The organism is Acetobacter zythi, assembly GCF_963921165.1.
Lineage (GTDB): Bacteria > Pseudomonadota > Alphaproteobacteria > Acetobacterales > Acetobacteraceae > Acetobacter.
On sequence record NZ_CAWUEO010000045.1, the window covers coordinates 17,709 to 42,919 of the forward strand.

The window sequence follows — 25,211 nt, forward strand, 5'->3', positions numbered from 1 at the left end:
GCCTGCGCAAAAGGGCGGGTTGGGAGTGCGCTGTTAGTCCAGCGCACCTTTGCCCGGATGCCATGTGGCCACCCACTGCCGCAAAGCCTGCCCCATCTGCTCCAGCACTGGCCCAAAAGAGCGTTCCTGCGCACGGAAAATACGCAGGGTCGGGTACCATGGAGATGTCTCGCCCGACTCTCCCCACCGCCAGCATGCATCCCTCCGGCTGACCATCCACACCGGTTTACCCAGCCCCCCCGCCAGATGCACGATCGAGGTATCGACCGACACCACAAGGTCCAGACTTTCCACCACGGCGGCCGTGTCCGCCATGTTGTAAACATCGGCCATCAGGTCAAAAATGGGCTGCCCGTGCCATGCCGCCAGTTCCTGATGTGCAGGGCCGTGCTGGAGGTTGATCAGCTCGGCATTCACGGGGGTCAGGGCGGGGCCAACATTGGCCAGCGCGGTTGAACGGCGCTGATCCACAATGGAATCCGCAGCTTTGGGCCGTTTGCCCCCGGCCCATACCAGCCCGATTCTGGGCCTGCGCGCAGGCATGCGGGCCGCAAAGCGGGCCACATCATTGGGGTCTGCCTTCAGGTATGGAATGTTGGCTGGAATATCCTCAACAGTTTCCACCCCCATAACAAAGGGCAGATCGGGCAGCAGAACCCTGTAATCATACCCTTCGCGCTGCGTAAACGCCTGATCCTCCACCACCGTTACCATGGGGAAGGAGAGCGTAAAGAGCCGCACAAGGTTGGAGGGCATGGCCAGTGTGACAGTCGCCCCCGCCGCCACCAGTTGGGGCACAAAGCGGACAAACTGGAGACTGTCTCCAAACCCCTGCTCCTGACACACCACAATGGACTTGCCCGCCACGGCATCCCCTGCCTCAAGCCGTGGCAGATTATGGTACCACGCCAGCGGGTCCGCCAGACCCAGCACACGGCTCGCGTAATATGGCCTCCCCTCCCCAAAGCGCCCGGCCTTGAACAGGGTCAGACCATAACCCGTTGTTATAGCTGGGTTATCGGGTTGTCCCTTAACGGCCTTTTCATACCATTTAAGGGATTCTTCTGTGCGGTTGAGGCGTTGGAGTACGCAGGCCATGTTGTTGTCCAGAGCGGGCGTGGTTTCCTCACTGTTACGGAACCAGTCCTCCAGAACCCGGCAGGCTTCATCCAGATACCCCGCATCTTGCAATGCGAGCGACATATGTTCGCAGGCATACAGGTGCAGTTTGGGATGGTTTTGCATGATATCGGCAAAAACACGCAGGCCACCGCTCAGGTCACCCTGAGCAATCAGGCCGTTTGCCAGATAAAGCTTGAGTTCATGCAGATCGGGCAGCAGATGCATGACTTTACGCAAAAGTGCGACCACAAGGTCATGCCGCGATGTGTAGGTGCTGAGCAGGAACAGCCCGCTGAGCAGAATGCTCGTATCCTCAGGGTGGGCCAGAAGCATGTCGCGCACCAGACGCTCCGCGGCAACATGGTGGCCCAGCTCGAACAGCATGGTCACCAGCCCCCGGAATTGCTCGGGGGCCGGTGTTTGCAGGAGCGCACGCCTTTGCTCCCATAGTTTTTCCACCGTCATGCCTTCAGGCAGGGTTGCAGCAGCCCCCTCTTCAAGCAGGCTGGCCATCTCGCTCATGCTGTTCTGCCCGGCGGAACCGGCATGGGGCATGCTCTGGCGCGCGGTTGCCACCCATGCCTGCAACGCAGCACCCACCTGTGCAAGAACCGGCCCGAAAGAGCGTTCCTGCGGGCGGAAAATACGCAGGCTCGGGTACCATGGCGTGTGTTCGCCCGCATCCCCCCATCGCCAGCATGCATCCCACCGGCTGATCATCCACACAGGCCGCCCCAGCGCACCTGCCAGATGCAGCGGAGATGTATCTACCGAAATAATCAGGTCCAGATTGTCCATCAACGCGGCCGTATCGGCCATATCATGCACGTGGTCCATGGGGTCAAAAATGGGCTGGCCCTGCCATGTGGCCAGTTCCTGCCGTGGCGCGCCAAACTGAAGGCTGACCAGCGTGGCGTCCACCGGGCTGATGGCCGCCCCCATGACGGCAAGGGAGAGGGAGCGCAACTGGTCGGCCAGCACGTCCTCCCCCGTCAGACGCTTATCTCCAGACCAGACCAGCCCTATGCGTGGGCGGCCGGGGGGGAGCAGCGCGCCAAAGCGCGCCACGTCCTGCGGGTCCGCACGCAAATAGGGCACAGTGGCGGGAATATCCGCAACATCGCGCAGGCACGTAATGTAAGGCAGGTTGGGAATGGGCAGGCTGTAATCAAACCGTTCCTCTAGCGTAAAGCCGGTGAGCAACCGCACGTTCAGGTCCGGGTAGGACAGACGCAACAACCGTTCCAGCACACCGCCCACCGCCACGGTAACCTGCGCGCCCCGCTCCACCAGATACGGCACAAAACGGATAAACTGGAGTGTGTCCCCCAGACCCTGCTCCTGATACAGGACGACTGTTTTACCAGCCACATCGTCCCCCCGTTGCAGCAGGGGCATCTGCGCCAGTCTGCGCGTCAGTTGGGTCAGCTTGGCCGAACGGGCCGCAAACCGCTCCCAGCCTTCGGCATAATGGCCGCTCTTGAGCAACGCCAGAGCATGACCGAGCTTGATACCCTCGTTCTCGGGGTCGAGCACACCGCCCTGCCGGTACCACGGAATGGCCTCCTCCGAGCGGTTCAGGCAACCCAGCGCGCACCCGATCAGGTTAAACATCTGCGCCTGCGGTGCGACCTGCTGGATCGTAAAGAGCATGACATCCAGCGCCTCCTGCGGGTAGCCCATCCGCAGGAATGTCTCAGAAATCTGGAGAACGGCGTCCACCCTCTGCTCGGGGTGGCGGCGGATCACGTCGGCCAGTTGGGCGCTGCCGCCAGCAAGGTCCCCTTTGGCCACCAGAGCCTTGGCCAGATGGATTCTGGCCGCCGCATTCTGGGGGTCCAGAACCACAACCTTGTGCAGCAGAGCCGCCGCAATATCGTAACGGGCGGCATGCGTAGACAGAATATAGGCCCCCACCAGCAAATAGGGCACCTGATCGCCAAAGCGCCCCACCAGCTCCAGCGCCAGCCGCACCCCTTCATCCGTCAGTCCGTTGTGGCACAGAGCCTCGCACAGCTCTCCGGCCTTCAAAGGATCGGGGTTTTGCAAAAGCTGCTGCTTCTGGGCCATGAGCTTTTGCATCTTTGCCTTTTCGGGTTCCCAAATCGCTGTCATGTCCGCCCTTTAATACCCGTCAATATCTTACAGGTTCAGCCTTACCATGCTCATCCGGCTCATGCCATGTGGCAGAGGCAGAGCCGCCGGGCCTTGCCCCGCTCCACCACACCTGCATCCATGCCCAAAGCCAGAACCATTTTCTGGCCTTGGATTGCACTTGGTGATAACTGTACTTGTGTCGCACGGACATGGGCCTTAAAGGCGCACTCTGTCATGGTTCACAGCAGGATGGACCGTTACGGAATCTGCCATAAACCGTGCCGCCAAAAACACAAAAGGGAACGTGGTTCTTGGATACTGCCGATGGCAACTCGGTCAAAAAAGCCGCTGCTGGCAAACTGGCGGACCGGACCGCGGCCGCACGCGTAAGGCTGGCATCAGGCTCGCGCATGCTGACCCACGCAGCCGGAACCCTGCGCAATGGCGGGTGGAAGGCCCTGCCGTGGCGCACCATGTTCCCCGGCACGGACATTGGTCTGGCAATTGGCGTGGTACTTTTGCTGTCCATCCTTATTCTGCCGTTGCCCACCTTTATTCTGGATATGGGGCTGTCCATCTCCATCACCTCCTCGGTGCTGGTGCTTATGGTAGCGCTTTTCCTTGAGCGCCCGCTGGACTTTACCTCCTTCCCCACGCTTTTGCTGCTGACCACCCTTTTGCGCCTCTCGCTCGAAATCGCCACAACCCGGCTGATCCTGAGCCACGGGAGCGAAGGCCCCTATGCCGCAGGCCACGTGGTGGCCGCCTTTGGCGGGTTCCTTATGGGCGGGGATGTGGTGATCGGGGGGATCATCTTCTGCATCCTGCTGGTCGTGAACTTTATGGTCATTACCAAGGGGTCGGGGCGTATTGCCGAAGTGGCGGCCCGCTTCTTTCTGGACTCCATTCCGGGCAAGCAGATGGCCATTGACGCGGATCTGGCCTCCGGCGCGATTAACGAACGCACCGCCCGCACCAAGCGCAAGGAACTGGAAGAGGAAAGCGCCTTTTACGGCTCCATGGATGGTGCGGCCAAATTTGTGCGTGGCGATGCCATAGCCAGCATCATCATTACCGCCATCAACATTGTGGGGGGGCTGACCATTGGTGTGCTCCGCCACGGCATGCCGCTCAGCGAGGCCGCCAGCACCTTTACCATGCTGACCGTGGGCGATGGTCTGGTCTCCCAGATTCCTGCACTGCTGGTGTCCACCGCGGCCGGTATTGTGGTGACCAAGGGCGGCACGGATGGCACGGCGGACGTTATTCTGGCCCGCCAGCTCAGTGGCAACGCCAAGCCGCTGGGGGTGGCCGCCGCCCTGTCCGCGCTGTTCGCACTTATGCCCGGCCTGCCCGCCTTCCCCTTTCTGGCTATTGCCGTAGCCGCGGGCACGGGCGCATGGCTGCGCAGCCGCGCCCCCGCCGCCGACAGCGATGGCGACGTAACCGAAATTACCCCGCAGCCCACAGCCTCCCCCATTTCCGACATTCTCAAGCTGGACCTGCTCCGCCTTGAGCTGGGCTTTGGCCTGCTGCCCCTGACCGGTGGAGACACCCCCCAGCTTGCCGAGCAGATCAAGGCGCTGCGCCGCTCGGTTGCCACCGAAATGGGCTTTGTCACCCCGCCTGTGCGCATTCAGGACAACATCCATCTGCCTTCGGAAAAATACGTCATCAAGCTGAAGGAGATCGAAATTGCCTCCGGCGAGGTCCGGCCCCACAAGTTGCTGGCCATGACCCCCTCTGGCGGAGCGCCCCCCGTACCGGGCGAAAAAACAACAGAACCCGCCTTTGGCCTGCCTGCGGTGTGGATAGACCCCGCCCAGAAAACCAAAGCCATGGCGCTGAACTGCACCGTGGTGGACCCGGCCAGTGTGATTGTGACCCATCTGAGCGAGATGGTGCGCCAGAACCTGCCCGACCTGCTGACCTACGTGGCAACGCAGGCCCTGCTGGACGACATGCCGCGTGAACAGCAAAAGCTGATTAACGACCTTATTCCCTCGCAGGTGCCGCTCAGCACCGTGCAGCGCGTGTTGCAGGCCCTACTGGCCGAGCGGGTTTCCATCCGTGACCTGCCCACAATTTTGGAAAGCATTCAGGAAGCCTGCGGCATGGGCCTGCGCGGTATTGGGCCGCTGACCAACCATGTGCGCATGCGTCTGTCGCGCCAGATCTGCAACACGCTGGTGGGGCCGGGTGGGTATATTCCCATTGTCACCCTCTCCTCCAAATGGGAATCAGATTTTATGGCGCATATTACCGGCCCGGCAGAAGACCGTAAGCTGGCCATGCCACCTTCCATGCTCAATGTTTTTGTGGGAAAACTGCGCGATACATTTAACGCCCTTTCCACAAACGGCGAAATTCCGGTTATTGTTGTCGCCTCCCCTGTAAGAGATTCCATGCACGCCATTGTCGAACGGGTACGTCCTTCCATTTCCGTTCTGTCACAAGCTGAGATATACCCTCGTGCCCGGATCAAGACGGTTGCGACCATATCGTGACAGTTCGCCAGAAGACCGCACCATGGGAGTAGAATATGCAGGATAGTCCCTCCGACACCGCAAGCCAGAAGGCTGCGGAGCGCCGTCAGGGAAGTACGCAGGAGGAATTGTCCGTGCCCGAACAGGCAGCGGAGAACACCACACCTGCGACCGATGGCGTGGCCCTGCCGGTCAGCCATCTGACGGTAGAGGACATTCTGCGCTGGCACTCCGTGCCCCAGCCGCTCATCCATGCCCTTGCAGGCAAAACACTGGCGGACGGGCTGAACAATGTTCTGTCCTTTGGCGCCCTGCCCGATGCCACGCAGGCCCCCCTTGCCTTTGGCGGGGCATCGGGTTCGGGCAAAACGCTGGTGCTGGCCAAGCTGGCCGCGCGCTACATTCTGGCCGAGGAACACAAAAACAGCCCTCCACCGCTGATTATTGCATGCGACCATACAGCAGGCAGCTTTGCCAAGCTTTCCGCTCTGCTCCAGCCCTATAATATTCCCATCATTCAGGGCAGCACGTCCGAAATTCTGGCGGACGCCGTGCAGCACAAGGAACCGGGGCAGCCCATCTGGGTCGATCTACCGGGCATTTGCGTCTACTCCCCCGTCAGCATGGGCAAAATGATGCAGATGGTCGAACGCGTTGGCGCAACGCTCAGTCTGGTCCTGCCCGCCGGGCTGGATGCCGAGGAATCGGCCGATATTGGCTATGCCTTTGCCCAACGCGGCGCAACAACCATGGTTGCCAGCAAAATGGATCAGGCGGGCCGGGTTGGCGGCATTATTGCCGCTGCCGCCTGTGGCTTAACCCTGACCTATGGCAGCTGTTCGTCCTCCATTGTGGGCGGGCTTGTGCCGCTCAACGCCCCCATTCTGGCAAACCGGCTGCTGACCCTCCCCTCCTGATCGGCACTCCCCCCCCCCGGCACGCACCGCACGCACCGCACACACCGCACGCCGGATAAAACGCACCCACCCCGCCATACCACCAGCCTGTGGGGTGCGTGCCCCAACCTGCCAGCCAAGGCTACCACGCGCCTCCTCTCCACAAACGGGAGGACCGTAGGGGCTTGCCCGCACTCCCCATTGCGGAAAGTGCTAGACTGCATCGCGCTGTTTTACGCCCTACCACTCCCAGCCTATAACCCGCATACCCGCAGCGATGGACCGCCACCCTACAGGTGTTCAGCCAACACAGCGGGCCACATGCGAAAAATTAAGACAATTCCTCTAAAAAACCATTAAAGAATCATGATATTTCCAAACAGACCATAACAAGACACAATCCATTGCGCACATACACAGCGCGCATGGCCAGAATGATGCCGGATTTAAGAATAGCTTTCCTGCCACGAGTCTTTTAATCTTCCGGTCATTGGAGAGCCTCGGCATGACTGTGCAAAACATTTTTATACGCTGTGACACAGGTTTGAAAAAACTTGCTTTAATACTCTGCGTCTTTCTGCCTTTTTTTCAGTTACGAGGCCGCGCCATAGCCGATCTGAGCATCCTGTTTATTGGCGTAAGTTTTTTACTGCACACGGCTTTCAAAAAAAATTACCACTGCCTACTGCGCGGGTGGTTCCCATACGCCCTGAGTTTGTGGGCGCTTATTGTTGTGTCCTCCATACTCAACGGGTCCACACATACCGTTATGGAGGCTATTGCACTTGTACGGTACTTTGTTTTTGCCAAAGCACTGGAAGAATGGCTGCTCGATAGCAGGCAAAAACAGCAATGGCTGGGCCTGAGTGTCACACTGGCCGGGGTATGGCTGATCAGCCAGTGCTGGGAGCAATATCTGTTCGGGGTCAATATCTGGGGGTATGCACGTTGGAAAGATGGTGCGCTGACCGGACCTTTTTTTGAACCACGGGCCGGGCCGCCGCTTATGGTCATCATGTTCCCGGGGTTAATGGTGTACCCCATGCGCATGGTGCAGGCCAGAGAACCCGGCAAAAAACTGCTCGCATTGGGCATTATGTCCTTTCTGCTGCTGACCATGGTCATTATCGGGCAAAGAATGCCCGCGCTCCTTGTGCTTTTCGGGTTTTTCCTGTGTGCTTTGCTGGTCAAAACAACCAGAGTGCCGGTTATTCTGGCAACCTTGTCCGGGTTTGTCGGGCTGGCTTTGCTGCCCTTCCTCTCCCCCCCCGCCTATGACAAGCTGGTGCTGCATTTTGTGCAGCAGATCGGGCATTTTTCGCAATCGGCCTATGGCCAGATCTACATGCGCGCGCTCAACATGGTGCATGCTCACCCCCTGCTGGGTGTGGGGTATAACGGTTTTCGCGTTCACTGCGCCGAGCCGACCTATGTTTATGGCATCCCGCGATTTGCCCCTTTGGTTGCAGGGCAGGACATTGCGACCGGGTGCAACATTCACCCGCACAACATCTATCTGGAAATCGCCACCACGGCAGGGCTGGCCGGGCTGGCATTGTTTGTCTGCACCGTTCTGATCTGGTGGACAAAGCTGTTACGGGCAGCCCTTGCCAGCAGGGCGCTTATGCCGTCCATGCTCTTTATTACGCTGTGCATGCTGTTCTGGCCGCTTGCCTCCACCAGTTCCCTGTTTACCGAACGCACCGCAGGGTGGGTGTTCCTTATGGTCGGGTGGGGGCTGGCGCAGGCCAGAACCACCCACGCCACAGCCACACAAACCACCACAGGCACAGGCACAGGCACAGGCACAGGCACGCCATAAACAAAAAGGCCCGCCGTAACAGCGGGCCAGATCTCTATTGGACCCAAAATAAATAAGGGGGAGTTAAAACAGGTCCACTTCGCCCGAGTGGCAAGCACTTTCGGCCTGAACACCGTTACGGAGCACCTGAATAACGTGGCAGAGCTTAACACCCTGGCTCAACACGCCAACATCAAGCGGCTGTTCGTCACGTTGCCCATAACAAACCACCAGATTTTTAAGCACGGTGGACACGGCTTCCACCGTTTGTGTGGCGGAATCCAGCCTTTGCAGGGCCTGCACATCCGCATCGCTCAAGGGCGCTGCGGACATGCTCTCACCCACCACACGCTGCACGCCCATAAAATCATGGCAGGTTTCATCCAGCAAACCCACCAGATGTTCCATAACATCGCACACACTGCGTTCGGTCCCGGCCACACCATGGGGCAAAGGGGGCACCACATCCATGTCTTTTATCCTCTCCGGCCCGGCTTTTTCAAAACAGCTCGACCTCGGAACTGGCTTCCTTAGCCCATTTCCGCTCTGCTTCAGCCTCACGCCGGCTGTAGGCGACTTCCTGCTTGCCAATACCCTGCACGTCCTGCACCAGATTCTGCTGCGCGCGGCCCGTGGTCGGCCAGAACCGAATACGCCGGGCCAACGTGCCACCCAGACTCTGGGATACACAACGTATGCCTTCATCCACCAGATAGTGGGTTACAAACCGAATATTTTCCTGCCCGATGCGCCCCAGACTGGGCACAACGGCAGCACCACCAAAAACCTTGCATGCCAGACGGCTGCGCTGCCCCCCGGCCTTGAGCAGACCATTGACCAGCATTTCCATGGAGTTCACGCCAAACCGCATGGCTGTTCCGGAATGGCTCTCCCCCCCATCTGGCAGCAAAAAGTGGTTAATACCACCAACGCGCGCAAGCGGGTCAAACATACAGACCGAAACACAGGAGCCAAGCAGTGTTGCAAAAACGACTGACGAATCGCCAGAAATTTCCACTTCCCCCTGAATAACCGTTTTGACTACGGAGTGGTCGCTCACTTTATAGGCCCGAACACCTTTTCCAGAACCTCGCGCAGCTTGGCCACGGTGTAAGGTTTGGCAAGGAAGTTATTAACACCAGCCTTGACCGCTTCTTGCACCAGATCCTTGCTGGCCTCGCCGGTCAGGATAATAAACGCCACTTTCTGAATTTTGGGGTTGCTACGCACCGCGCGCAACAGGGCCAGACCATCCATAACCGGCATGTTAAAATCGGAAATGACCAGATGCGTGGGGTTCTGGTCCAGATATTCCAAGGCTTCCTTGCCATCTTTGCGCTGAGCAATATTGGTAAAGCCGATTTCGGCCATGCTGTTGGCCAGAACCTGACGGATAGAGGCCTGGTCATCAACGATCAGGGCCTTAATTTGTGAAGCGGCAGGCATTTGTCTCCCCCTTATTCCTAGTCTCAATTCCAGCCATCAAAGACCGGCGTCCAATAATCCAAGGCGGTCAAGACCCGCCTTTTTTTTGCAATCAGCGTGTATGGATGGCCATGGCCGCAGAGCTGATCTGGCGCAACGTGACAACCTGGCAGGCCGCGCCAATTTCCGCCGCGACCCGTGGCATTCCATAAACAACTGAAGACGTTTTGTCCTGCGCGATTGTAAAGGCCCCGGCCTGCCGCATGGCCAGTAGTCCTTCCGCCCCATCACGCCCCATGCCGGTCAGGATAATACCCAGCGCATTGCGCCCCGCATGCTTGGCAACAGATTTGAACAGCACATCCACAGAAGGACAATGCCCGCTCACCGGCGCGCCACTGATCAGCCGCGTCATGTATTTGCCGCCGCTATTGTCCACCACAAGGTGCCTGTCTCCACCCGGTGCAATTCTGACCATACCGGGTTGCAGCACTTCACCATCACGCGCTTCGGCAATGGAGAGGGCGGGCATGGACTGGTTAAGCCGATTCGCAAAACTGGCCGTAAACAGCGGTGGCATATGCTGGCAGATCACAACCGGCGGGCTTTTTTGCGGAAAACCGGAAAGCACTTCCTCCAGCGCTTCCACCCCACCTGTGGACGAACCAATCGCCACCAGATCCACCGAATTCCCCCATGTGGTCTGTGTGCGGGCAACAGGTGCGGTGGGGGTCCGGCGCTGGATGCGGGAAACAGGCTGAGAGCGCGCGGCCAGCACAACCAGCCGCCCAAGGCCCGCAAACGCGTCCTCCCCCGCACCCACATTGTGTTTGGGGTAGCAGTCAAACGCCCCCATCTGGAGCGCGGTAATGGCGGTATCGGCCCCCTTGGCTGTCAGGCTGGACACCATGACAACAGGGATGGGCCGCATCCGCATGATTTTTTCCAGAAACTGCAACCCGTTCATACCCGGCATTTCCACGTCCAGAGTAATAACGTCTGGCTGGTCCTTAATAATCAGGTCACGGGCTTCAAGCGGGTTGGCGGCCTCGCCACACACTTCAATCTCGGGGTTCTGGGCAAAGGAGCGTTTAATCAGGGCGCGGATCGTGCGCGAATCATCAACAATCAGAACTTTTACTGGCTGGGCCATCAATCAGCTCGCTTTCCGGTAAATGGTCGGAGCCACCTGCTCCAGGCCGCACTGGCGGGGGTTGGCCACTTTTTCGGAATGACCAACATAAAGGAACCCGCCTTTTTCCAGCTTGTCGGCCAGACGGCCCCACAGGCGTTCACGCGTAGGTTCATCAAAATAAATTACAACATTACGGCAGAAAATAACGGAAAACTGCCCCCGCATGGGCCAGTCGGCATTCAGGTTCAGCACCTTGAAAACCGGAAGCTGGCGAATATTGCCAACAAAGGTCAGGTTGCCCCGGTCATCGGCCTGCATGAACTGGTTTTTCTGGGCGGGGGAAATACCGTCCGTCTCGCTGGCTATGTACGTCCCGGCAGAGGCTTGCGCGACCACGTTGGAGTTAATGTCGGTCGCCAGAATACGCATGTCGTACGATGGGGCTTCGGGAAAAGCCGCCATAACGGACATGGCAATGCTCCACGGCTCCGGGCCTGTGGAGCAGGCGGCGGACCATATGCGCCCACGCCCACCACTGCGCAGCCGTGCCGCAAGTGCGGGCATGACATTTTGTTCCATATGCACAAAATGCGGGCGTTCACGAAAAAAGCTGGTGACGTTGGTTGTTAACGCACAGACCAGCTTTTCCATTTCCGCCCGGCCGGGAGGGCTTTGCACAAAGTTGAGATAGGCATGGAAGCTTTCCAGCCCACTCTCGCGCACACGGCGCGACACGCGGGAATAAACCAGCGTGCTTTTGGAATCGGGAATAAAAATACCCGCTTCCTGCTTGGCAATCCGCCGCACCATCTGAAAGTCGGCGTCCGTATACTCCGGATCGGCAGAGGAACGCGTCTCGGCCATCAGGAAATCATCCCGCCTACGAGCTGACCAACCACAACTTCCAGCCGGAGTACGCCAATCATACGGTCCGCAATCATGACCAGACCGCTCAGACTGCTGTCTTCCTCGGCCACGGCCTGAATGTCGGACAGGTTCACGTCGGCCATGTCGATCACCCTGTCCACCAGCAGGCCGCACACCGTGCCATTGCGGGATTCCACAATAATCACCACGCGGCGCGGGTTATCGGGCTGGGGTTCCACATTCAGGTACACCGCAAGGTCGATCACGGTCAGGATAACGCCGCGCAGATTGATGGCGCCGCACACATAATGCGGGGCAAACGGCAGGGCTGTTGTTTTTTCAAACCCCCGAATTTCGCGCACGCTCAGGATAGGAATACAATATTCCTGCTCACCCACGGCAAACACGATCATCTTTACAAGTTTGGCGTCCGCCCCGGCTTCGTCCGTCATATCCATTTTCCTACTCAAATACAGATCGGCTGATGTGGTGTAAGATTAGGCCGCAAGCCCTGTGCGAACATCCGACGGCCGTGTGTCGATCCGTCCAAGAGCATTTGCGACCAGTGCGGGAACATCCAGAATAAGGGAGACGCTCCCATCCCCCAGAATGGTGGCGGCGGATACACCAGACATCTGCCGATAGTTTTTCTCAATACTTTTGATCACCACCTGCGCCTGATCGCGAATGTCTTCCACAATCAGCGCCGCACGGGCGCCAGACTCGTTTTCCACGACCAGAATCACGTCCTCCTCGGACAGACCACCCGAGCCGTAGCCCCCAAGCCCCAGCTCGGACGCCAGCGGAATAAGCGGCATACATGCCCCACGGATGGACACCACATTGGCGCCATCGGGCAGCATATAAATGTCCTTGTGGTTGACCATCATGGTTTCCACCACGGAGGAGACCGGAACCACCATGGTGGACCCGGCGGCCACAATCAGCATCCCATCCAGCACGGCCAGCGTGAGCGGCAGGGACAGGCAGAAGGTCGTGCCCTGCCCTTCCACGCTGCTGATTGTCACACGCCCGCCAAGGCCCAGAATGGCCTGTTTGACCACGTCCATGCCCACCCCACGGCCCGAAAGATCGGACACGGTGGCGGCGGTGGAAAAGCCCGGAGCAAAGATCAGGTTATTGATCTCATCATCCGTCAGCACGGCATCGGGGGCAATAATGCCGCGTTTGACGGCGGTCGCCAGCACGCGCTCGTGGTTGATCCCGCCCCCATCGTCCTTGATGGTGATCAGAATACGGCCAGAACGGTGCCCGGCGGACAGCAGGATCTGCCCCGTGGGGGACTTGCCCGCAGCCACGCGGTCTTCCGCACTTTCAATCCCGTGGTCCACGGCGTTGCGCAGCATGTGGGTCAGCGGATCAGAGAGTTTTTCCACCAGAGTGCGGTCCACTTCCGTGTCCTCACCCTCCAGCGTCAGCACCACATCCTTGCTGGTCATGGAGCAGGCTTCGCGCACAACGCGCTGCATGCGCTGGAACACGCTGCGCACAGGCTGGGCGCGCACGGCCATAACGGCATCCTGAATGTCACGCGTCAGGGCCTTCATGCTGGCAATGCGCTTGATCATTTCCTGCTGGCCGCCATCTTCACGCTGGCCAATGGATTCAAGAGCGGCCTGTGCAATAACCAGTTCGCCCACAAGGTCCATCAGGTCATCCACGCGGTGCAGGTCCACGCGAATTGTGGCCTGTTCCACCGGGCGGCGCGTGGCGGCGGCATTGCCCGCAGCAATGGGGGCCGTAGCGCCCGCCGTGGGGGCGGGCGGCAGTTCCGCCATAATTTTTTCAGCAACAGTGGCCGGGGCCGCAGGCTTTTGCGGGGCCGGGCTGGCTGCCACGGGCGCAGGCTCGGGCGTGGCAACGGCTGCGGGGGCGGGCTGTTCGGGCACAACCGGGCCGGGCTGCTCCTCGGCCACACTTTCCCCACCACTCGGGCTGGGGCCACCATCCCGCGTGATGGTCACATCGCACACATCGTTCACCCAGTCGAAGACCGTGTGCACACTTTCCTCCGGCACGGCGGCGGGCAGAACCACGCGCCACGACAGGTAGGATTTTTCGGTTTCCATGGCGGCCAGCGTGGGCAGGGCCGCGGTCTCGCACGTGACCGTGCTGACGCCACCATGGGCCACCGCCACATCGGCCAGACCGATCAGCAGGTTACGGGCATCGTCCCCCCGGTCATACATGGCGGTATGGGGGCTGAAGGTCACGACCAGTGATGCCGATGCGGGGGCTTCTTCCTCAAACCCGAAATCACCGAAGTCAAAGTCAGCCATAACAGGCTCAAAATCGACCGGCACGGGCGTAAAGTCGGCAGGAACGCTATCGTCCTGCTTTTCAGCATCACCGCTGCCTTCGCCAATAATGGCCTGAAGCTCTACCCGGCTTTCCTCAATACGACCGGCGTCAACCGCTGCACCACCCTGTGCCTCGGCGACCAGATCGCTCAGAACGTCCATGGCCTTGAGAAAGGTTTTGACGATCTCTGGCGTTGGGGCAACACGACCGGAACGCAGACCGTCCAGGGAACTTTCGAACACATGCGCAAAGCGGACAAGGTTTTCCAGACCGAACGATGCGGCCCCACCCTTGACCGAATGCACGGCGCGAAAAACGGCGTTGATTGTCTCCTTACCGGACTCACCATCCGAAAGGGCGGACAGACCACGCTCCAGTTCCTGAAGCTGCTCTTCACACTCCTGGAAAAAAACCAGAAGGATATCGTCCATGTCACCACTCATTCTGGTCTCTCTCCTTCAGGCGGTCACCCGGCGGATAGCCGCCACAAGGCTGTCTGTGCTGAACGGTTTGACAATCCACCCCGTAGCGCCCGCCGCACGGGCACGGGCCTTTTTTTCGGGATCGCTTTCCGTTGTCAGAACGATCATTGGCAGATGTTTGTACTGCTCAAGCGCGCGGACTGCCTCAATAAACTCAAAGCCATCCATACGCGGCATGTTAATATCTGTAATAATCGCATTGGGTGTCGGGTCAGCAGCCTGCAGGACTTCCAGCCCCTCCACGCCATCCCCACCCTGAATAACATCGTACCCGGCTCCTTCCAGAGCCTTGCGTAGCATACCCTGCATGGTGCGCGAGTCATCAACCGTCAGGACACGAATGCCCACTTTTTCCACCATATTCTTCATTACTCCTTGAATGGTGCCAGCGGCTCGGTCAGACACGCACTTACGCCAAAAAGGCCGTAAGCCTCCACGACTGGCTCCGATGGCGCCACAAGAGGGCATCTGCTGGCAAGGAGAACCTGCAAGCACAGACCTCCAAGGTAGGTAACGCCGGAGGCATCCAGAGCAACAGGCTCCCCTCCAGCACTTTTAACAGCCTGTTCGATCTCACTCTTCAGGGCAAACGCCGCAGAGGTGTCCAGACGTTCAGGCAAGGTCACACTAGCCAACGGTCCGCTCCCTTATCAGCCGCACAGGCAGGGGCCGTTTGACCCCTGACATGCTGGAATAATGGCCATTAAAACTCTTCCCAACCCGCATCGGACGATGTGGTGGGTATGGACAGCGCAGGCGTGGCCGGGGCCTGCTGCGGGGCGGGGGCCGCCACACGGGCCGGGCTGGCTGGCTTGGGCCGGGGGGCCGCAGGGCGCGGGGCCGCAAGGGCTGCGGGGCGGGGCGCACGGCTTGCGCGCGCACCCGATGCATCCATTTTGAAGCGGCTCAGGGTTGCGGCCAGTGTCCGGGTTTCGGCTGTCAGGTTGTGGCTGGCGGCTGTGGTTTCTTCCACCATGGCCGCGTTCTGCTGCGTGACCTGGTCCATGCCGCCAATGGAGGCGGTCACTTCGGACAGGCGCTGGGCCTGATCCTGCGTGGAGGACGAAATTTCCTCAACCCGGGTCGCAATGTTCTGGGTGCTGCCTGCAAAGTCGTTCAGGTAACGGCCCGTCTGCTGCACCAGATCCACACCTTTGGTCACCTGTTCGGCCGCAACCGAAATCAGGCGTTTGATCTCGCTGGCCGATGTTGCGGACTGCTCCGCAAGGGAGCGGACTTCCTGCGCAACCACGGCAAACCCACGCCCGGCTTCACCCGCACGGGCGGCTTCCACCCCGGCGTTCAGGGCCAGCACGTTGGTCTGGAAGGCAATGCCATCAATGACCGAAATAATCTCACCAATCGCATCGGAGGAGCTTTTGATCCCGTCCATGGCCTTGGTGGTTTCGGTCATGACGGTGGTTGCCGCCTTGACCTTTTCCAGCGCCTGCTGGCTTTCGGCATTGGCGTCGGCACAGGCTTTGGCGTTGCTCTGCACACCTTCGGTAATGGTCCGCACGGAGGATGCGGCCTGCCCAAGGTTGGCGGCCTGCTTTTCCGTGCGCTTGGCCAGATCGTCCGATGCGGTGGAAATTTCGGCAGCCCCGGTGGAGATCAGGTCCGAGTTGGAGGCAACAGCACTCAGCGCTTCGTTCAGGCGGGAAGCGGAATGGTTGAACGCATCCCGCAGGGGGGCGAACTCGCCATCAAAAATCGGGTCTTCAATGCGTGCGCGCAGGTCGCCCTGCGCCATGTCGGCCAGCGCCTGACCCAGACGTTCGATCACCAGATGGGTGTGCTTGTCGCGGTCCTGACTGCCCGTAAGCGCGTCCTGAATATCGGACGCCATTTTTTCCTGCCGCTGGCGGGCTGTCGCCTGTTCGTCCACCATGCGTGAGAACCGCGCCATAATACGGGCAAGGCGGCCAACACAGTCTTTGTTTTTGAGGAAGGGAACGTTGTTGTGGGCAACGCCGTCGCCCAGTTCTTCACCCATTGTGACCAGTTTTTCAACCGGTTCGGTAATCAGGGTTGTGAACCATCTCCATATCTGAAGGACAACAAGCTGCCCGAAAATAAGGGCGCCCATGTTGATGATATACGTGTAATGCGCTGGCGCATGCCAGAAAAAGCCAACCGTCTCCACAATAATCTGGAACATGAAATATGCTTCCAGACACAGCATCACAACCCGGATCTTATCGCGGAACGGAGCGTCCTTGTTCAGCCATTGCAGCATATCAGTGCAACTTCCTTCATATTGTCGGGGTACCTTGCGTGGCAACTACCGGCAATTCTTCCCGTAAGCGGAAAAAACACCAGCCAGTCGTGGCCTTAATGGCCCCCCTTGCACATTCACAAAAACCAGGAAACGCCAGACGACGCCCCTTGAGATAAAAAGCAGATAATCTGTTCTCATCCAGACACGCGGACCAGACAAGCAAGCGCCTTCATACCGCGTTCGTGACTGGATGTCTTTACAGAAGATCGTCTGATCCAAAGACAATCCGCTTTGCTCTCCTGATAGATAAAATATAGACAAAACAATACTGTAGCCACCCACGCCACCCCACCTGTTTTTCGTGCCAGGTGGAATTGATGGCTGCCCTGCGGGAAATGATAGCTTTTTCGTGGCGATGAGCAAGCCTGTAACCGCAATACGGTTTCTAAAAACCTTGCAATATACAAGGCTCAAACGCCCTACATGCGACTATTTATTATTATCGGGTAATAAACACAGGCAGACTCCGCCATGCTTCATGACAAAGGCATGACAAATACATCCGCCAACAGCACAGCGCGCGCGCAGCGCACGGACTCAGCCGCCAAAACTGCGGACAAGCCCCCCCGCCACCATCTGCCAGCCATCAACCAGCACAAAGAAAATGAGCTTGAACGGCAAGGAAATGGTCGCTGGCGGCAACATCATCATCCCAAGGCTCATCAGCACGCTGGAGGTCACAATGTCGATCACCAGAAATGGCAGGTACAGCAGGAACCCCATTTCGAACCCACGGCTGAGTTCCCCCACCATAAAAGCGGGCATAAGCACCCGCCACGGCGTCTCTGCCGGGGTTGCTGCGGGGGTTACGTTGGCCAGACGCTCAAACGTGGCCAGATCGGCCGAACGCACATGCTTGAGCATGAAGGTGCGAAAAGGCTCCGCCGCAGCTTTAAGCCCCTCCATTTCCTCCATCTGTCCATCCATCATGGGCGCAATGCCCTGATCCCATGATTGTTGGAATGTGGGCTGCATGACAAAAAAGGTCAGGAACAGGGCAAGCCCGATCAGCACCGTGTTTGGCGGCGTTCCTTGCGAGCCAATGGCCCCGCGCAGGAGCGAAAGCACAACAATAATACGGGTAAAGGCCGTGACCATAACCAGCAGGCTGGGTGCAAGGGAGAGTACGGTCAGCAGGGCGGTCAGCTGGATAATGCGGCTGGTGGTCCCCGGGTCGCCCCCTTTGCCAAGGTCAAGGGCAATGGACTGGGCATGGGCGACAACCGGCAGGCCCGCCAGAACGCCCACCGCGACCGCACAGAGCGCCAGACTCGCAAACCACACGCCACGTCTTGTAAAGGCAGGAAGTTTCAAGGCTTGTGGCTCCGCTTGGGCATCAGGCATGGGGGGCAGACCGGGGCAAGGGCTGGGCACTGGCCGGGAAGGCGGCTGCGGAACCGGGTGTGGCAGAACCGGGCGCTAAGGGGGCCACAGGGGCATCCCCCTCGTCCACCCACCCCATGAACACGTCGGAACTACCCCCGGTGAGAACAAGCCCTTTTTTCTGGCCGTAGCGGATCACGCTCACGCGCCTGCGCGGGTCCACGGCCACACTTTCCATAACGGCCAGATTGGGCGTCTGCCGCCCTCTGGACAGATACGGCTCCATGAACTTGAGCACATAACGGGACAGAAAAATAAGCCCGATAACCGCGGCAAACGCCACAATGCACGTCATAACCGGGGCCACAAACGCACCCGCCCCCAGCGCAGCGGGCTGGGTGGCAATAACGGTGGCTGTACCGGGTTCGGGCAAGGCTCTTAACCGTTGGTTGTGGAGGAGGACAGGATTTCCGTCATGGTCACGCCAATATGGTTATCGTCCACCACCACCACTTCGCCACGGGCGATCAGGCGGTTATTGGCGTAAATATCCACGGCCTCACCCAGCTTGCGGTCCAGTTCGACCACAGCCCCGCGCCCAAGGCGCAGCAACTGGTTGACCGGCATGGTGGCCGTGCCAATAACCGCCGTAATTTTGACCGGAATATCGTAAACGGCCTCTTTTTGAGCGTCGTCCACATCCTTGCCATCGGCGGCGGGAGCACCCCCGGGGGCAGCCGTGGCGGCAGCATCCGACGGTGGTACGCTGGTGGCAAAATCCTCAAGCCCGATATCGGTGTTATCTGTTGTCATGGTCGTCTCCGCCTGCTTGTGCCTGCCCAGTATTCTGCTGCATGCGCTGGCGCGCAAGGGCTGTTACACTGGCAACTATTTTCTCAGCCATACTTTTGCGCCACTGCACTGGATCAATAACAATGGTGTTGGCTGCTGTGGAAATCCGTATGATGCCCTGCGTTATGTCGGACACGGGTTCGACCTGCACACCGCCTTCGCTCTGTAAGGCGGCCTGTAGGCGCTGCATGTCGGCCGGGCTGCACTGGACCGTCACATCGCCCTCGCATTCACGGGCAAAATTTGCGGCATCGGCCAGCAGGTCGCGCTGCATGCCCTGCAACACTGTGCCATCCAGTGCTGTCAGGCTGCGCACAATCTCCACCACCGTGGCCACAAAAACCTGAGACGCCCTGGCCAGCGCCTGATCGCGCCGGGCATTTTCCGCTTTGAAGGCGTTGGTCAGTTCCGCCAGACATCCGGTGTAAAACGCCTGAAGTTCGGCGTCTTTTTCAGCAGCACCGGCTGCGTGGCCTTCCGCGCGGGCCTGCTCCTGCATGGCCGCCAGTTCGTCCCGCGTGATGCTAAGCAGATTGGGGTCGGGCGGGGGTGGCTCGGGCGGAGCATCGTCCTCGGCCGGATCTTCCTCTGTGGAGGGTTCCTCCTCCGGCGCGCCAAAATCCTCCAGATCCATAACCCGTGGGTAGGTGCGCACAGGCGCATCCGACACCCCCCCGGAGGAGGCGCCATCCGCCGCCATGCAGCACACACCAGACCGGAAGAGCGCCAGCGCCACCATTATGGAATGATCTCGTCGTTACCGCCGTTTTCGGTCAGGTCGATCTCACCCGCATTGGCCATGTTTTTAATAATGGTCACAATATCGACCTGTGCGGCGTCTGCGTCTTTTACGCGCACAGGGCCAAGGGCCGAAATTTCCTCAAGCAGAATGCTGCCTGCACGTTTGGACATGCACTGCAAGAACATCTTGCGCACGGTTTCGGACGCGCCTTTGAGGGCGAGGGGCAGTTTTTCGCGGTCCACCTGCGCCACAATGCGCATAAGGGCTTCGTGCGGCAGGCGCTTGATATCTTCGAAGGTGAACATAAGCGCTTTCACCTTTTCCATATCGGCGTGGTTGCGCTTGTCCATGGACGCCATGAGGCGGGTTTCGGTCTTGCGATCGAAGTTGTTGAACACTTCGGCCAGCAGTTCGTAACTGTCGCGCTTGGACGAGCGGCCAAGGGAGGAAATAAATTCGGACCGCAAGGTTGCCTCCACGCTGTCCAGCACCTCGCGCTGCACCGTTTCCATGTGCAGCACACGCATCATGACCTCGGTTGCGTAGTCTTCTGGCAGCAGGGTCAGCACACGCGCCGCGTGGGCGGGTTGCAGACGGCTGAGAATAACGGCGGCAGTCTGCGGGTATTCGTTGCGCAGGTAGTTGGCCAGAACCATTTCCTGCACATTGCCCAGCTTGTCCCACATGGTGCGCCCGGCCGGACCACGGATTTCTTCCATGATCTTGTCGACCTGCTCGCCCGACAGCGCCTTGCGCAGCAGTTCCTCGGTGGTTTCGTACGTGCCCACCAGCCCTTCGGAGGATTCGAAGTTCTTGGTGAACTGGCCGCAGATCTCCTCCACCACGGAAGCACTGATCAGCCCCAGCCCCGCCATGGCCACGGACACATCGCGCACTTCATCTTCCTGCAACTGCTTGAGCACCTTGGCCGCGCGCTCGCGCCCTGCCGCAAGCAACAGAATGGCAACACGCTGCTTGCCGCTCAGATGCCGGGTTTCGTCGTGTACAACGGGGGGTTCGGGCCGTGCCTCAGGGGCTGCTGCGGTCTCGGACATGGCCTAGGCTCCCTTCTTCGGATCCGGCGCGGACAGCCAGCTCCGGATAATCAGCACGGTTTCATCCAGGTTGTTTTCAAAGCGATCGGCAACCCTATCCAGAGCTTCCTGCCGCAGCTTGCCCTGAACACCGTCAATATCGACCACGTTGCCATCCTCGCCCACAGCGGTGCCTGCGGGCAGCATCTGCCCGTTAGCACCCATAACAAGGGTGCCACCCTCCGCACCGGCCAGCAGTTTTTCCTGCCCGTGCAGTTCCTTGGAAATAAGGGTGACCAGACCCGTGCGGCGCAGCATGGGACGCAGGCCAATAAACAGCGCACCCAGCACCAGCAGAATGGGAATAACCCACTCGGCCATGTAAATGAGCATTTCGCGGCTGAAGTAGTCCGTGCGGGAGCCTGCAAAGTCAAACCCACCATCGGGCATGAACCGCATGGAAACCACGCGCACTTCATCCCCACGGGCCTTGTCAAAGCCAACGGCGGTCTGGGCCAGCGTGGTAATCCGCTCCAGCTCGGAATCATCGAGCGGGGTCCAGACTTCCTTGCCGCTCTTGTCCTTGACCATGGTGCCATCAACCAGCACGGCCATGCTCACCCGCGCAACGCGGGGGCGTGACTGGTTAACAACCCGTACACGCTTGCCAATTTCGTAGTTGTTGGTCTCTTCCTCACGGTCGTTGGTCGAGCCGGTCTTGTTGTCCTGATTGGCGTTGGCGTTGGGCAGGTTGTTCCCCACCGTGGTGCTGGGGCTGGATTCGGTGTTGACGCTCTTGTCCGAGCTTGTCTGCTGCGACCGCAGAACCTGCTGGTTGGGGTCGAAACTTTCTTCCGTTTCATGCACCTCGTCGGTGTTCATGGTCACCGCGGCGCGCGCACGCACATGGCCCATACCCAGTGTGGGCACCAGCATGTCCTCCACGGCCTGAGCAAGGCGCTGCTCCTCGGCGTGGCGCTGTTTTTCCATCTGCGATTCCTGCCCGGCAAGGCTGTCCGGGTCACCCGGTTTGACCAGCACATCGCCACGCGTATCCACGATGGAAATATTCTGCGGGCGCAGGCCCGGCACGGCGGCGGCCACAAGGTTCTGGATCGCCTGAATACCGTCGGGCGCCATGCTGCCAGCGCGACCAATATCAAGCACCACACTGGCCTGCGAGGGATTGGTCTCGGTAGAAAACAGGTCGCGGTGCGGCAGAACCAGATGCACACGCACATTACGCACCCCGTGCAGCAGACGAATGGAGCGTTCCAGTTCGCCTTCCATTGCGCGGGTTTCGTTGATCGACTGTTCAAACTGCGTGCTGGTGAGCGTGCCGCTCTTGTCAAACAGTTCGTACCCGACCGCACCACCGCTGGGCAGCCCGTCCTTGGCCAGCAACAGGCGCGCGCTGGCGACCTTGTCCTTGGCCACAAAAATGCGCGTGCCGTCCTGACTGGTGGTGAATGAGATATGCGCCTTGGCGAGGTCATCCGCCATTTCGGCCGCCTCGGTCAGGTCCAGATCACCATACAGCAGGGCACTCGCCCCCGCACCGGCATAAAAGGCAAAATAGGCCAGCGTGCCCAAAATGGCCGCACCTGCAACACCCAGTGCGATCTGCTGGACGCGACCAAGTGCCTTGAGACTTGTGAGAAAATTCTTCATGCGGGAACGGCTACGCTGTCACGATGGAAAAATGGGAAACCACACAACTCTCCAGACGTTTCAGCATCCAAACACTCCGCGGCTCCACCAAACCATGGCCTTGCCATCGCCTTGTCATGCCCGTCAAGGCAAACCGGCTGCTGTATAGCCATAAACACATCATGGGCACGTTGTGCCATAGTAAACGAACAGCCTTGCAACACCAGACCCACTCCAATTTGTATTGTACCCTGGTCCGGTGCACCAAACGAACCCCGCTTTATGGATAATAGGCGTTTGTTGGCGGCGCCTTTTTGATCGACATATTCAGCCGCTGCGCGTTCTGGTCCTGCGTCAGCCCTGTTGGGCCTTCGGCCACCTCGCGCGCAACATTGGGCATCAGATCCGGGCGCGCCCAGCAGTCCACACCGTTCCAGCTCTGTGTGCAGTACGGCTGCGGCGCAGGCGGACGCTCGGGGGGAGCACACCAGTCCTCCCCTTCCTGAATGTAACCAGCGCTGCACTCACGCCCCGTTATTTTGCTGGCAATATGGTCGGGAGAACACCCCGCAACCGCCACAAGCAGGGCTATCATCATTCCGCGCCTGATCATCATGCCTTTTTGTTCCCGTCCTTCAAGCCCATACGCGCACCCTGCGCCCGAACTGGCTGACGTGGGTGCCAGATGCCGCCAAGCCCGGCAAGCGGGCCTATGGCTGCCAGATGACGTGTTATTTTAAGCCACTTCCCATGTAATTGCGAGACAAGAGCCAGCCTTGCGGCAAAAAACCGGACCGCCTTATGGCTGCTGGGCAGACTGCGCTCCCCCGCGCGCCCCTGCTGCGGGTGCGGCGGAGGGGCCGGACTTGGCCCACCATGTGGCCGTACCCACATTCTGGGCTACCCGGTCCCCGCCATCGCCCCCATCGGATGCAGCGCGGAAGCTCCTGACCCCTGCCATAAACTGCGAAATAAGGTTCACACGCTCAGGCGACATATTGCCCATAATGGCCGAAACCTTACGGGTGTTCATTTTGCTGGCCACAGCAATAAGCACATGAATATCCATGATGTTAAACACCGCCGCCGCCTCCTTGGGGGGCATGTCCTCATAGATTCTGACCAGCCGGTCCGTCTCGGCGTCCATCACCTCACGGTGGGCGGCCTGCTTTTGCTCCAGTGTGGCCATGGAGGCATCCAGCGTGTTCATTTTCTGGTCCAGCACGGCGCGGGCTGCGTTCAGCACGTGCTTTTGCTGGTCCAACTGCTGCTGTTCGCCTTCAATGGTGGACTGGCGGGCCAGAATGTCCTTGACCAGATCCGCCTCGGCCTTGCTGACCTCGGGGTCCGGGTCCGGCCCAAGCCCGGCAGCACCGGATTTGACCTGCGCGCAGGAAATACCCTTGGCGCAGTCATCGGCTGAAACCGCAACTTTCTTTTTGCCCCCACCCGATGCGTCACTCACATCGGGGGACATTTCCGCCGCCTCGTTGGCGTCCAGCACGGAAACCCAGCCCTCCAGCGCATCTTTGTCGCTTTTGGTTTTGCTGGCCGAATCATTGACCGAAGGCGTGTTCTCGGCGGCGGCCGCACTGGCGACAGAAACCAGAGGCTGCGCACCCGCGTCCGCACTATCATCCTTCATGTGCCCGGCAATGGTGTGGATATTCATCGCCAGAAGAAGAGTCATCAGGCTTGATGAAATATGCACAAGTTTCCCGAACGACAAACGGGGTATCAGCATCACAACCTACGACATATCTTCATAAAAACACTCTGGCGACCGGACATGGTGGCAAAACCGGCTCCATACAGGGGGGCGTGGCCAGCCACACTCCCCACCGGCGCGCCCTGCCCGGGGCCAGACACGACCTTACGACTGCGTATCGGACATACCCAGCAGGGAGGCATGGCCATCTTCCGTATCCGCGGAGGAACGGATAACCTGATCCACATCGCCCCAGACCGACCCGTTATCCGCGCTGGCGGATTTGGAGGTGTCAGCCGTGGTGGACTTGGAAGAAGACGAAGAAGAAGAGGCCGCCGGAGCCGGGGAAGGCTTGACCTCAACCTTGACCGCCTTGGCGGATGCAGGCGGGGCAGACGGCGCAAAACTTGCAGGAGCCGGAGCAGGCGTGACAGGTGCTACCGGTGCTGCTGGCGTGGCCGCCAGAGCCGCCGTGGTGATTTTGAAGTCACCCGTCAGTTCCGCACCCTGATGGATGCTGCACCCGCTCACGCCTTCAAGGAACAGCGTGCAGTTCTGAATTTTGGCTGTGCCGGTCGCAAAAAAGCGTTTGGCGCGGATAATCACATTTTCCGCCGTGCCACGGATGACCACTTCTTCGGCCACCAGCTCGCCCGAGACCACACCACTTTCCAGAATATCCACAATCGGGGCCTGCAACTGCGCGCTGCGCACCGTGCCGCCAATAGCAATGGGGGTATCTGTTTCACACTTCAGGCTGGCAACATTCAGCCCCTGAACAAGTATGGTCTGGTTAGGCTCGGCCAGGGTGCCGAATGTGTTGTCACCGTTAGTCATGCTTCTCTCCCGTGGTGTTACCTGCCGACTATGCCAGCATCGCCATTCATGCGCGATCCAGTTACCGCCAGCCCCTTGTGGCCGCGACGATCAGCCCCGGCATTCATGGCCATGCAACACACAGAAAACAGGCATTGCACAACTTGTTGAA

23 protein-coding genes are annotated in these 25,211 nt (G+C 59.4%); 3 read left to right on the top strand and 20 right to left on the bottom strand.

The features are described from left to right. Window positions 1–33 precede the first annotated feature (33 nt). On the bottom strand, window positions 34–3,237 hold the full coding sequence (locus tag AABE20_RS12140; protein ID WP_338333307.1) for a tetratricopeptide repeat protein: 3,204 nt from the start codon (window positions 3,235–3,237) through the stop codon (window positions 34–36). Between the two features lie 455 nt (window positions 3,238–3,692). Here AABE20_RS12140 and flhA point away from each other — a divergent pair, with 455 nt between their 5' ends. The 3 genes from flhA to AABE20_RS12155 all read left to right on the top strand — a co-directional run bounded on the left by flhA (window position 3,693) and on the right by AABE20_RS12155 (window position 8,423). Beyond that, window positions 3,693–5,726 (top strand): flagellar biosynthesis protein FlhA, encoded by a 2,034-nt coding sequence (flhA, locus tag AABE20_RS12145; protein WP_338333412.1) that lies wholly within the window; start codon window positions 3,693–3,695, stop codon window positions 5,724–5,726. Window positions 5,727–5,761: 35 nt separating this feature from the next. Beyond that, entirely contained in the window at window positions 5,762–6,622 is an 861-nt protein-coding gene (locus AABE20_RS12150; RefSeq protein WP_338333308.1) for a P-loop NTPase family protein, read from the top strand. 484 nt (window positions 6,623–7,106) lie between these two features. Further along, window positions 7,107–8,423, top strand: a complete 1,317-nt coding sequence (locus AABE20_RS12155; protein WP_338333309.1) for an O-antigen ligase family protein — start codon at window positions 7,107–7,109, stop codon at window positions 8,421–8,423. A 63-nt stretch (window positions 8,424–8,486) separates the two neighbouring features. On the opposite strand, the gene AABE20_RS12160 is transcribed toward AABE20_RS12155, so the two are convergent. From AABE20_RS12160 to AABE20_RS12250, 19 genes are all read right to left on the bottom strand, one after another. Beyond that, window positions 8,487–8,873, bottom strand: a complete 387-nt coding sequence (locus tag AABE20_RS12160) for a hypothetical protein (RefSeq protein WP_338333310.1) — start codon at window positions 8,871–8,873, stop codon at window positions 8,487–8,489. 28 nt (window positions 8,874–8,901) lie between these two features. Beyond that, window positions 8,902–9,462 carry a chemotaxis protein CheD gene (locus AABE20_RS12165; RefSeq protein ID WP_338333311.1) on the bottom strand — a complete coding sequence of 187 codons (561 nt, stop codon included), beginning with the start codon at window positions 9,460–9,462 and terminating at the stop codon, window positions 8,902–8,904. Continuing rightward, window positions 9,459–9,848, bottom strand: a complete 390-nt coding sequence (locus tag AABE20_RS12170) for a response regulator (RefSeq protein WP_025828767.1) — start codon at window positions 9,846–9,848, stop codon at window positions 9,459–9,461. Before AABE20_RS12170 ends, AABE20_RS12165 begins: the two co-directional genes overlap by 4 nt. 91 nt (window positions 9,849–9,939) lie before the next feature. Beyond that, window positions 9,940–10,980, bottom strand: coding sequence for a protein-glutamate methylesterase/protein-glutamine glutaminase (locus AABE20_RS12175; protein WP_338333312.1), 1,041 nt, complete (start codon window positions 10,978–10,980; stop codon window positions 9,940–9,942). A 3-nt stretch (window positions 10,981–10,983) separates the two neighbouring features. Further along, window positions 10,984–11,826, bottom strand: coding sequence for a CheR family methyltransferase (locus AABE20_RS12180; RefSeq protein WP_338333313.1), 843 nt, complete (start codon window positions 11,824–11,826; stop codon window positions 10,984–10,986). Further along, a complete protein-coding gene (locus AABE20_RS12185) occupies window positions 11,826–12,281 on the bottom strand; it encodes a chemotaxis protein CheW (protein ID WP_338333314.1) in 456 nt (151 codons plus the stop codon). The genes AABE20_RS12180 and AABE20_RS12185 overlap by 1 nt, the downstream gene beginning before the upstream one ends. Before the next feature lie 45 nt (window positions 12,282–12,326). Next, window positions 12,327–14,594, bottom strand: a complete 2,268-nt coding sequence (locus AABE20_RS12190) for a chemotaxis protein CheA (RefSeq protein ID WP_338333315.1) — start codon at window positions 14,592–14,594, stop codon at window positions 12,327–12,329. Window positions 14,595–14,609: 15 nt separating this feature from the next. Next, complete coding sequence (locus AABE20_RS12195) at window positions 14,610–14,993, bottom strand: response regulator (protein WP_338333316.1); 384 nt, start codon at window positions 14,991–14,993, stop codon at window positions 14,610–14,612. Window positions 14,994–15,001: 8 nt separating this feature from the next. Then, window positions 15,002–15,259 (bottom strand): STAS domain-containing protein, encoded by a 258-nt coding sequence (locus AABE20_RS12200; protein ID WP_253543712.1) that lies wholly within the window; start codon window positions 15,257–15,259, stop codon window positions 15,002–15,004. A 77-nt stretch (window positions 15,260–15,336) separates the two neighbouring features. After that, a complete protein-coding gene (locus tag AABE20_RS12205) occupies window positions 15,337–16,872 on the bottom strand; it encodes a methyl-accepting chemotaxis protein (protein ID WP_338333317.1) in 1,536 nt (511 codons plus the stop codon). Window positions 16,873–17,451: 579 nt separating this feature from the next. Continuing rightward, a complete protein-coding gene (fliP, locus tag AABE20_RS12210) occupies window positions 17,452–18,258 on the bottom strand; it encodes a flagellar type III secretion system pore protein FliP (protein ID WP_338333318.1) in 807 nt (268 codons plus the stop codon). Beyond that, window positions 18,251–18,670, bottom strand: a complete 420-nt coding sequence (locus tag AABE20_RS12215; RefSeq protein ID WP_338333319.1) for a flagellar biosynthetic protein FliO — start codon at window positions 18,668–18,670, stop codon at window positions 18,251–18,253. Before AABE20_RS12215 ends, fliP begins: the two co-directional genes overlap by 8 nt. Window positions 18,671–18,675: 5 nt before the next feature. Further along, window positions 18,676–19,050 carry a flagellar motor switch protein FliN gene (gene fliN, locus AABE20_RS12220; RefSeq protein WP_338333320.1) on the bottom strand — a complete coding sequence of 125 codons (375 nt, stop codon included), beginning with the start codon at window positions 19,048–19,050 and terminating at the stop codon, window positions 18,676–18,678. After that, window positions 19,037–19,828, bottom strand: coding sequence for a hypothetical protein (locus AABE20_RS12225; RefSeq protein WP_338333321.1), 792 nt, complete (start codon window positions 19,826–19,828; stop codon window positions 19,037–19,039). Before AABE20_RS12225 ends, fliN begins: the two co-directional genes overlap by 14 nt. Beyond that, entirely contained in the window at window positions 19,828–20,886 is a 1,059-nt protein-coding gene (gene fliG / locus AABE20_RS12230) for a flagellar motor switch protein FliG (RefSeq protein ID WP_338333322.1), read from the bottom strand. The genes AABE20_RS12225 and fliG overlap by 1 nt, the downstream gene beginning before the upstream one ends. Before the next feature lie 3 nt (window positions 20,887–20,889). Next, a complete protein-coding gene (gene fliF, locus AABE20_RS12235) occupies window positions 20,890–22,536 on the bottom strand; it encodes a flagellar basal-body MS-ring/collar protein FliF (RefSeq protein ID WP_338333323.1) in 1,647 nt (548 codons plus the stop codon). A gap of 259 nt (window positions 22,537–22,795) precedes the next feature. Continuing rightward, a complete protein-coding gene (locus AABE20_RS12240) occupies window positions 22,796–23,131 on the bottom strand; it encodes a hypothetical protein (RefSeq protein WP_338333324.1) in 336 nt (111 codons plus the stop codon). 183 nt (window positions 23,132–23,314) lie between these two features. Then, window positions 23,315–24,205: a MotE family protein gene (locus AABE20_RS12245; RefSeq protein ID WP_338333325.1), complete on the bottom strand. Its 891-nt coding sequence runs from the start codon at window positions 24,203–24,205 to the stop codon at window positions 23,315–23,317. A 183-nt stretch (window positions 24,206–24,388) separates the two neighbouring features. Next, window positions 24,389–25,060 (bottom strand): hypothetical protein, encoded by a 672-nt coding sequence (locus AABE20_RS12250; RefSeq protein WP_338333326.1) that lies wholly within the window; start codon window positions 25,058–25,060, stop codon window positions 24,389–24,391. Window positions 25,061–25,211 lie beyond the last annotated feature (151 nt).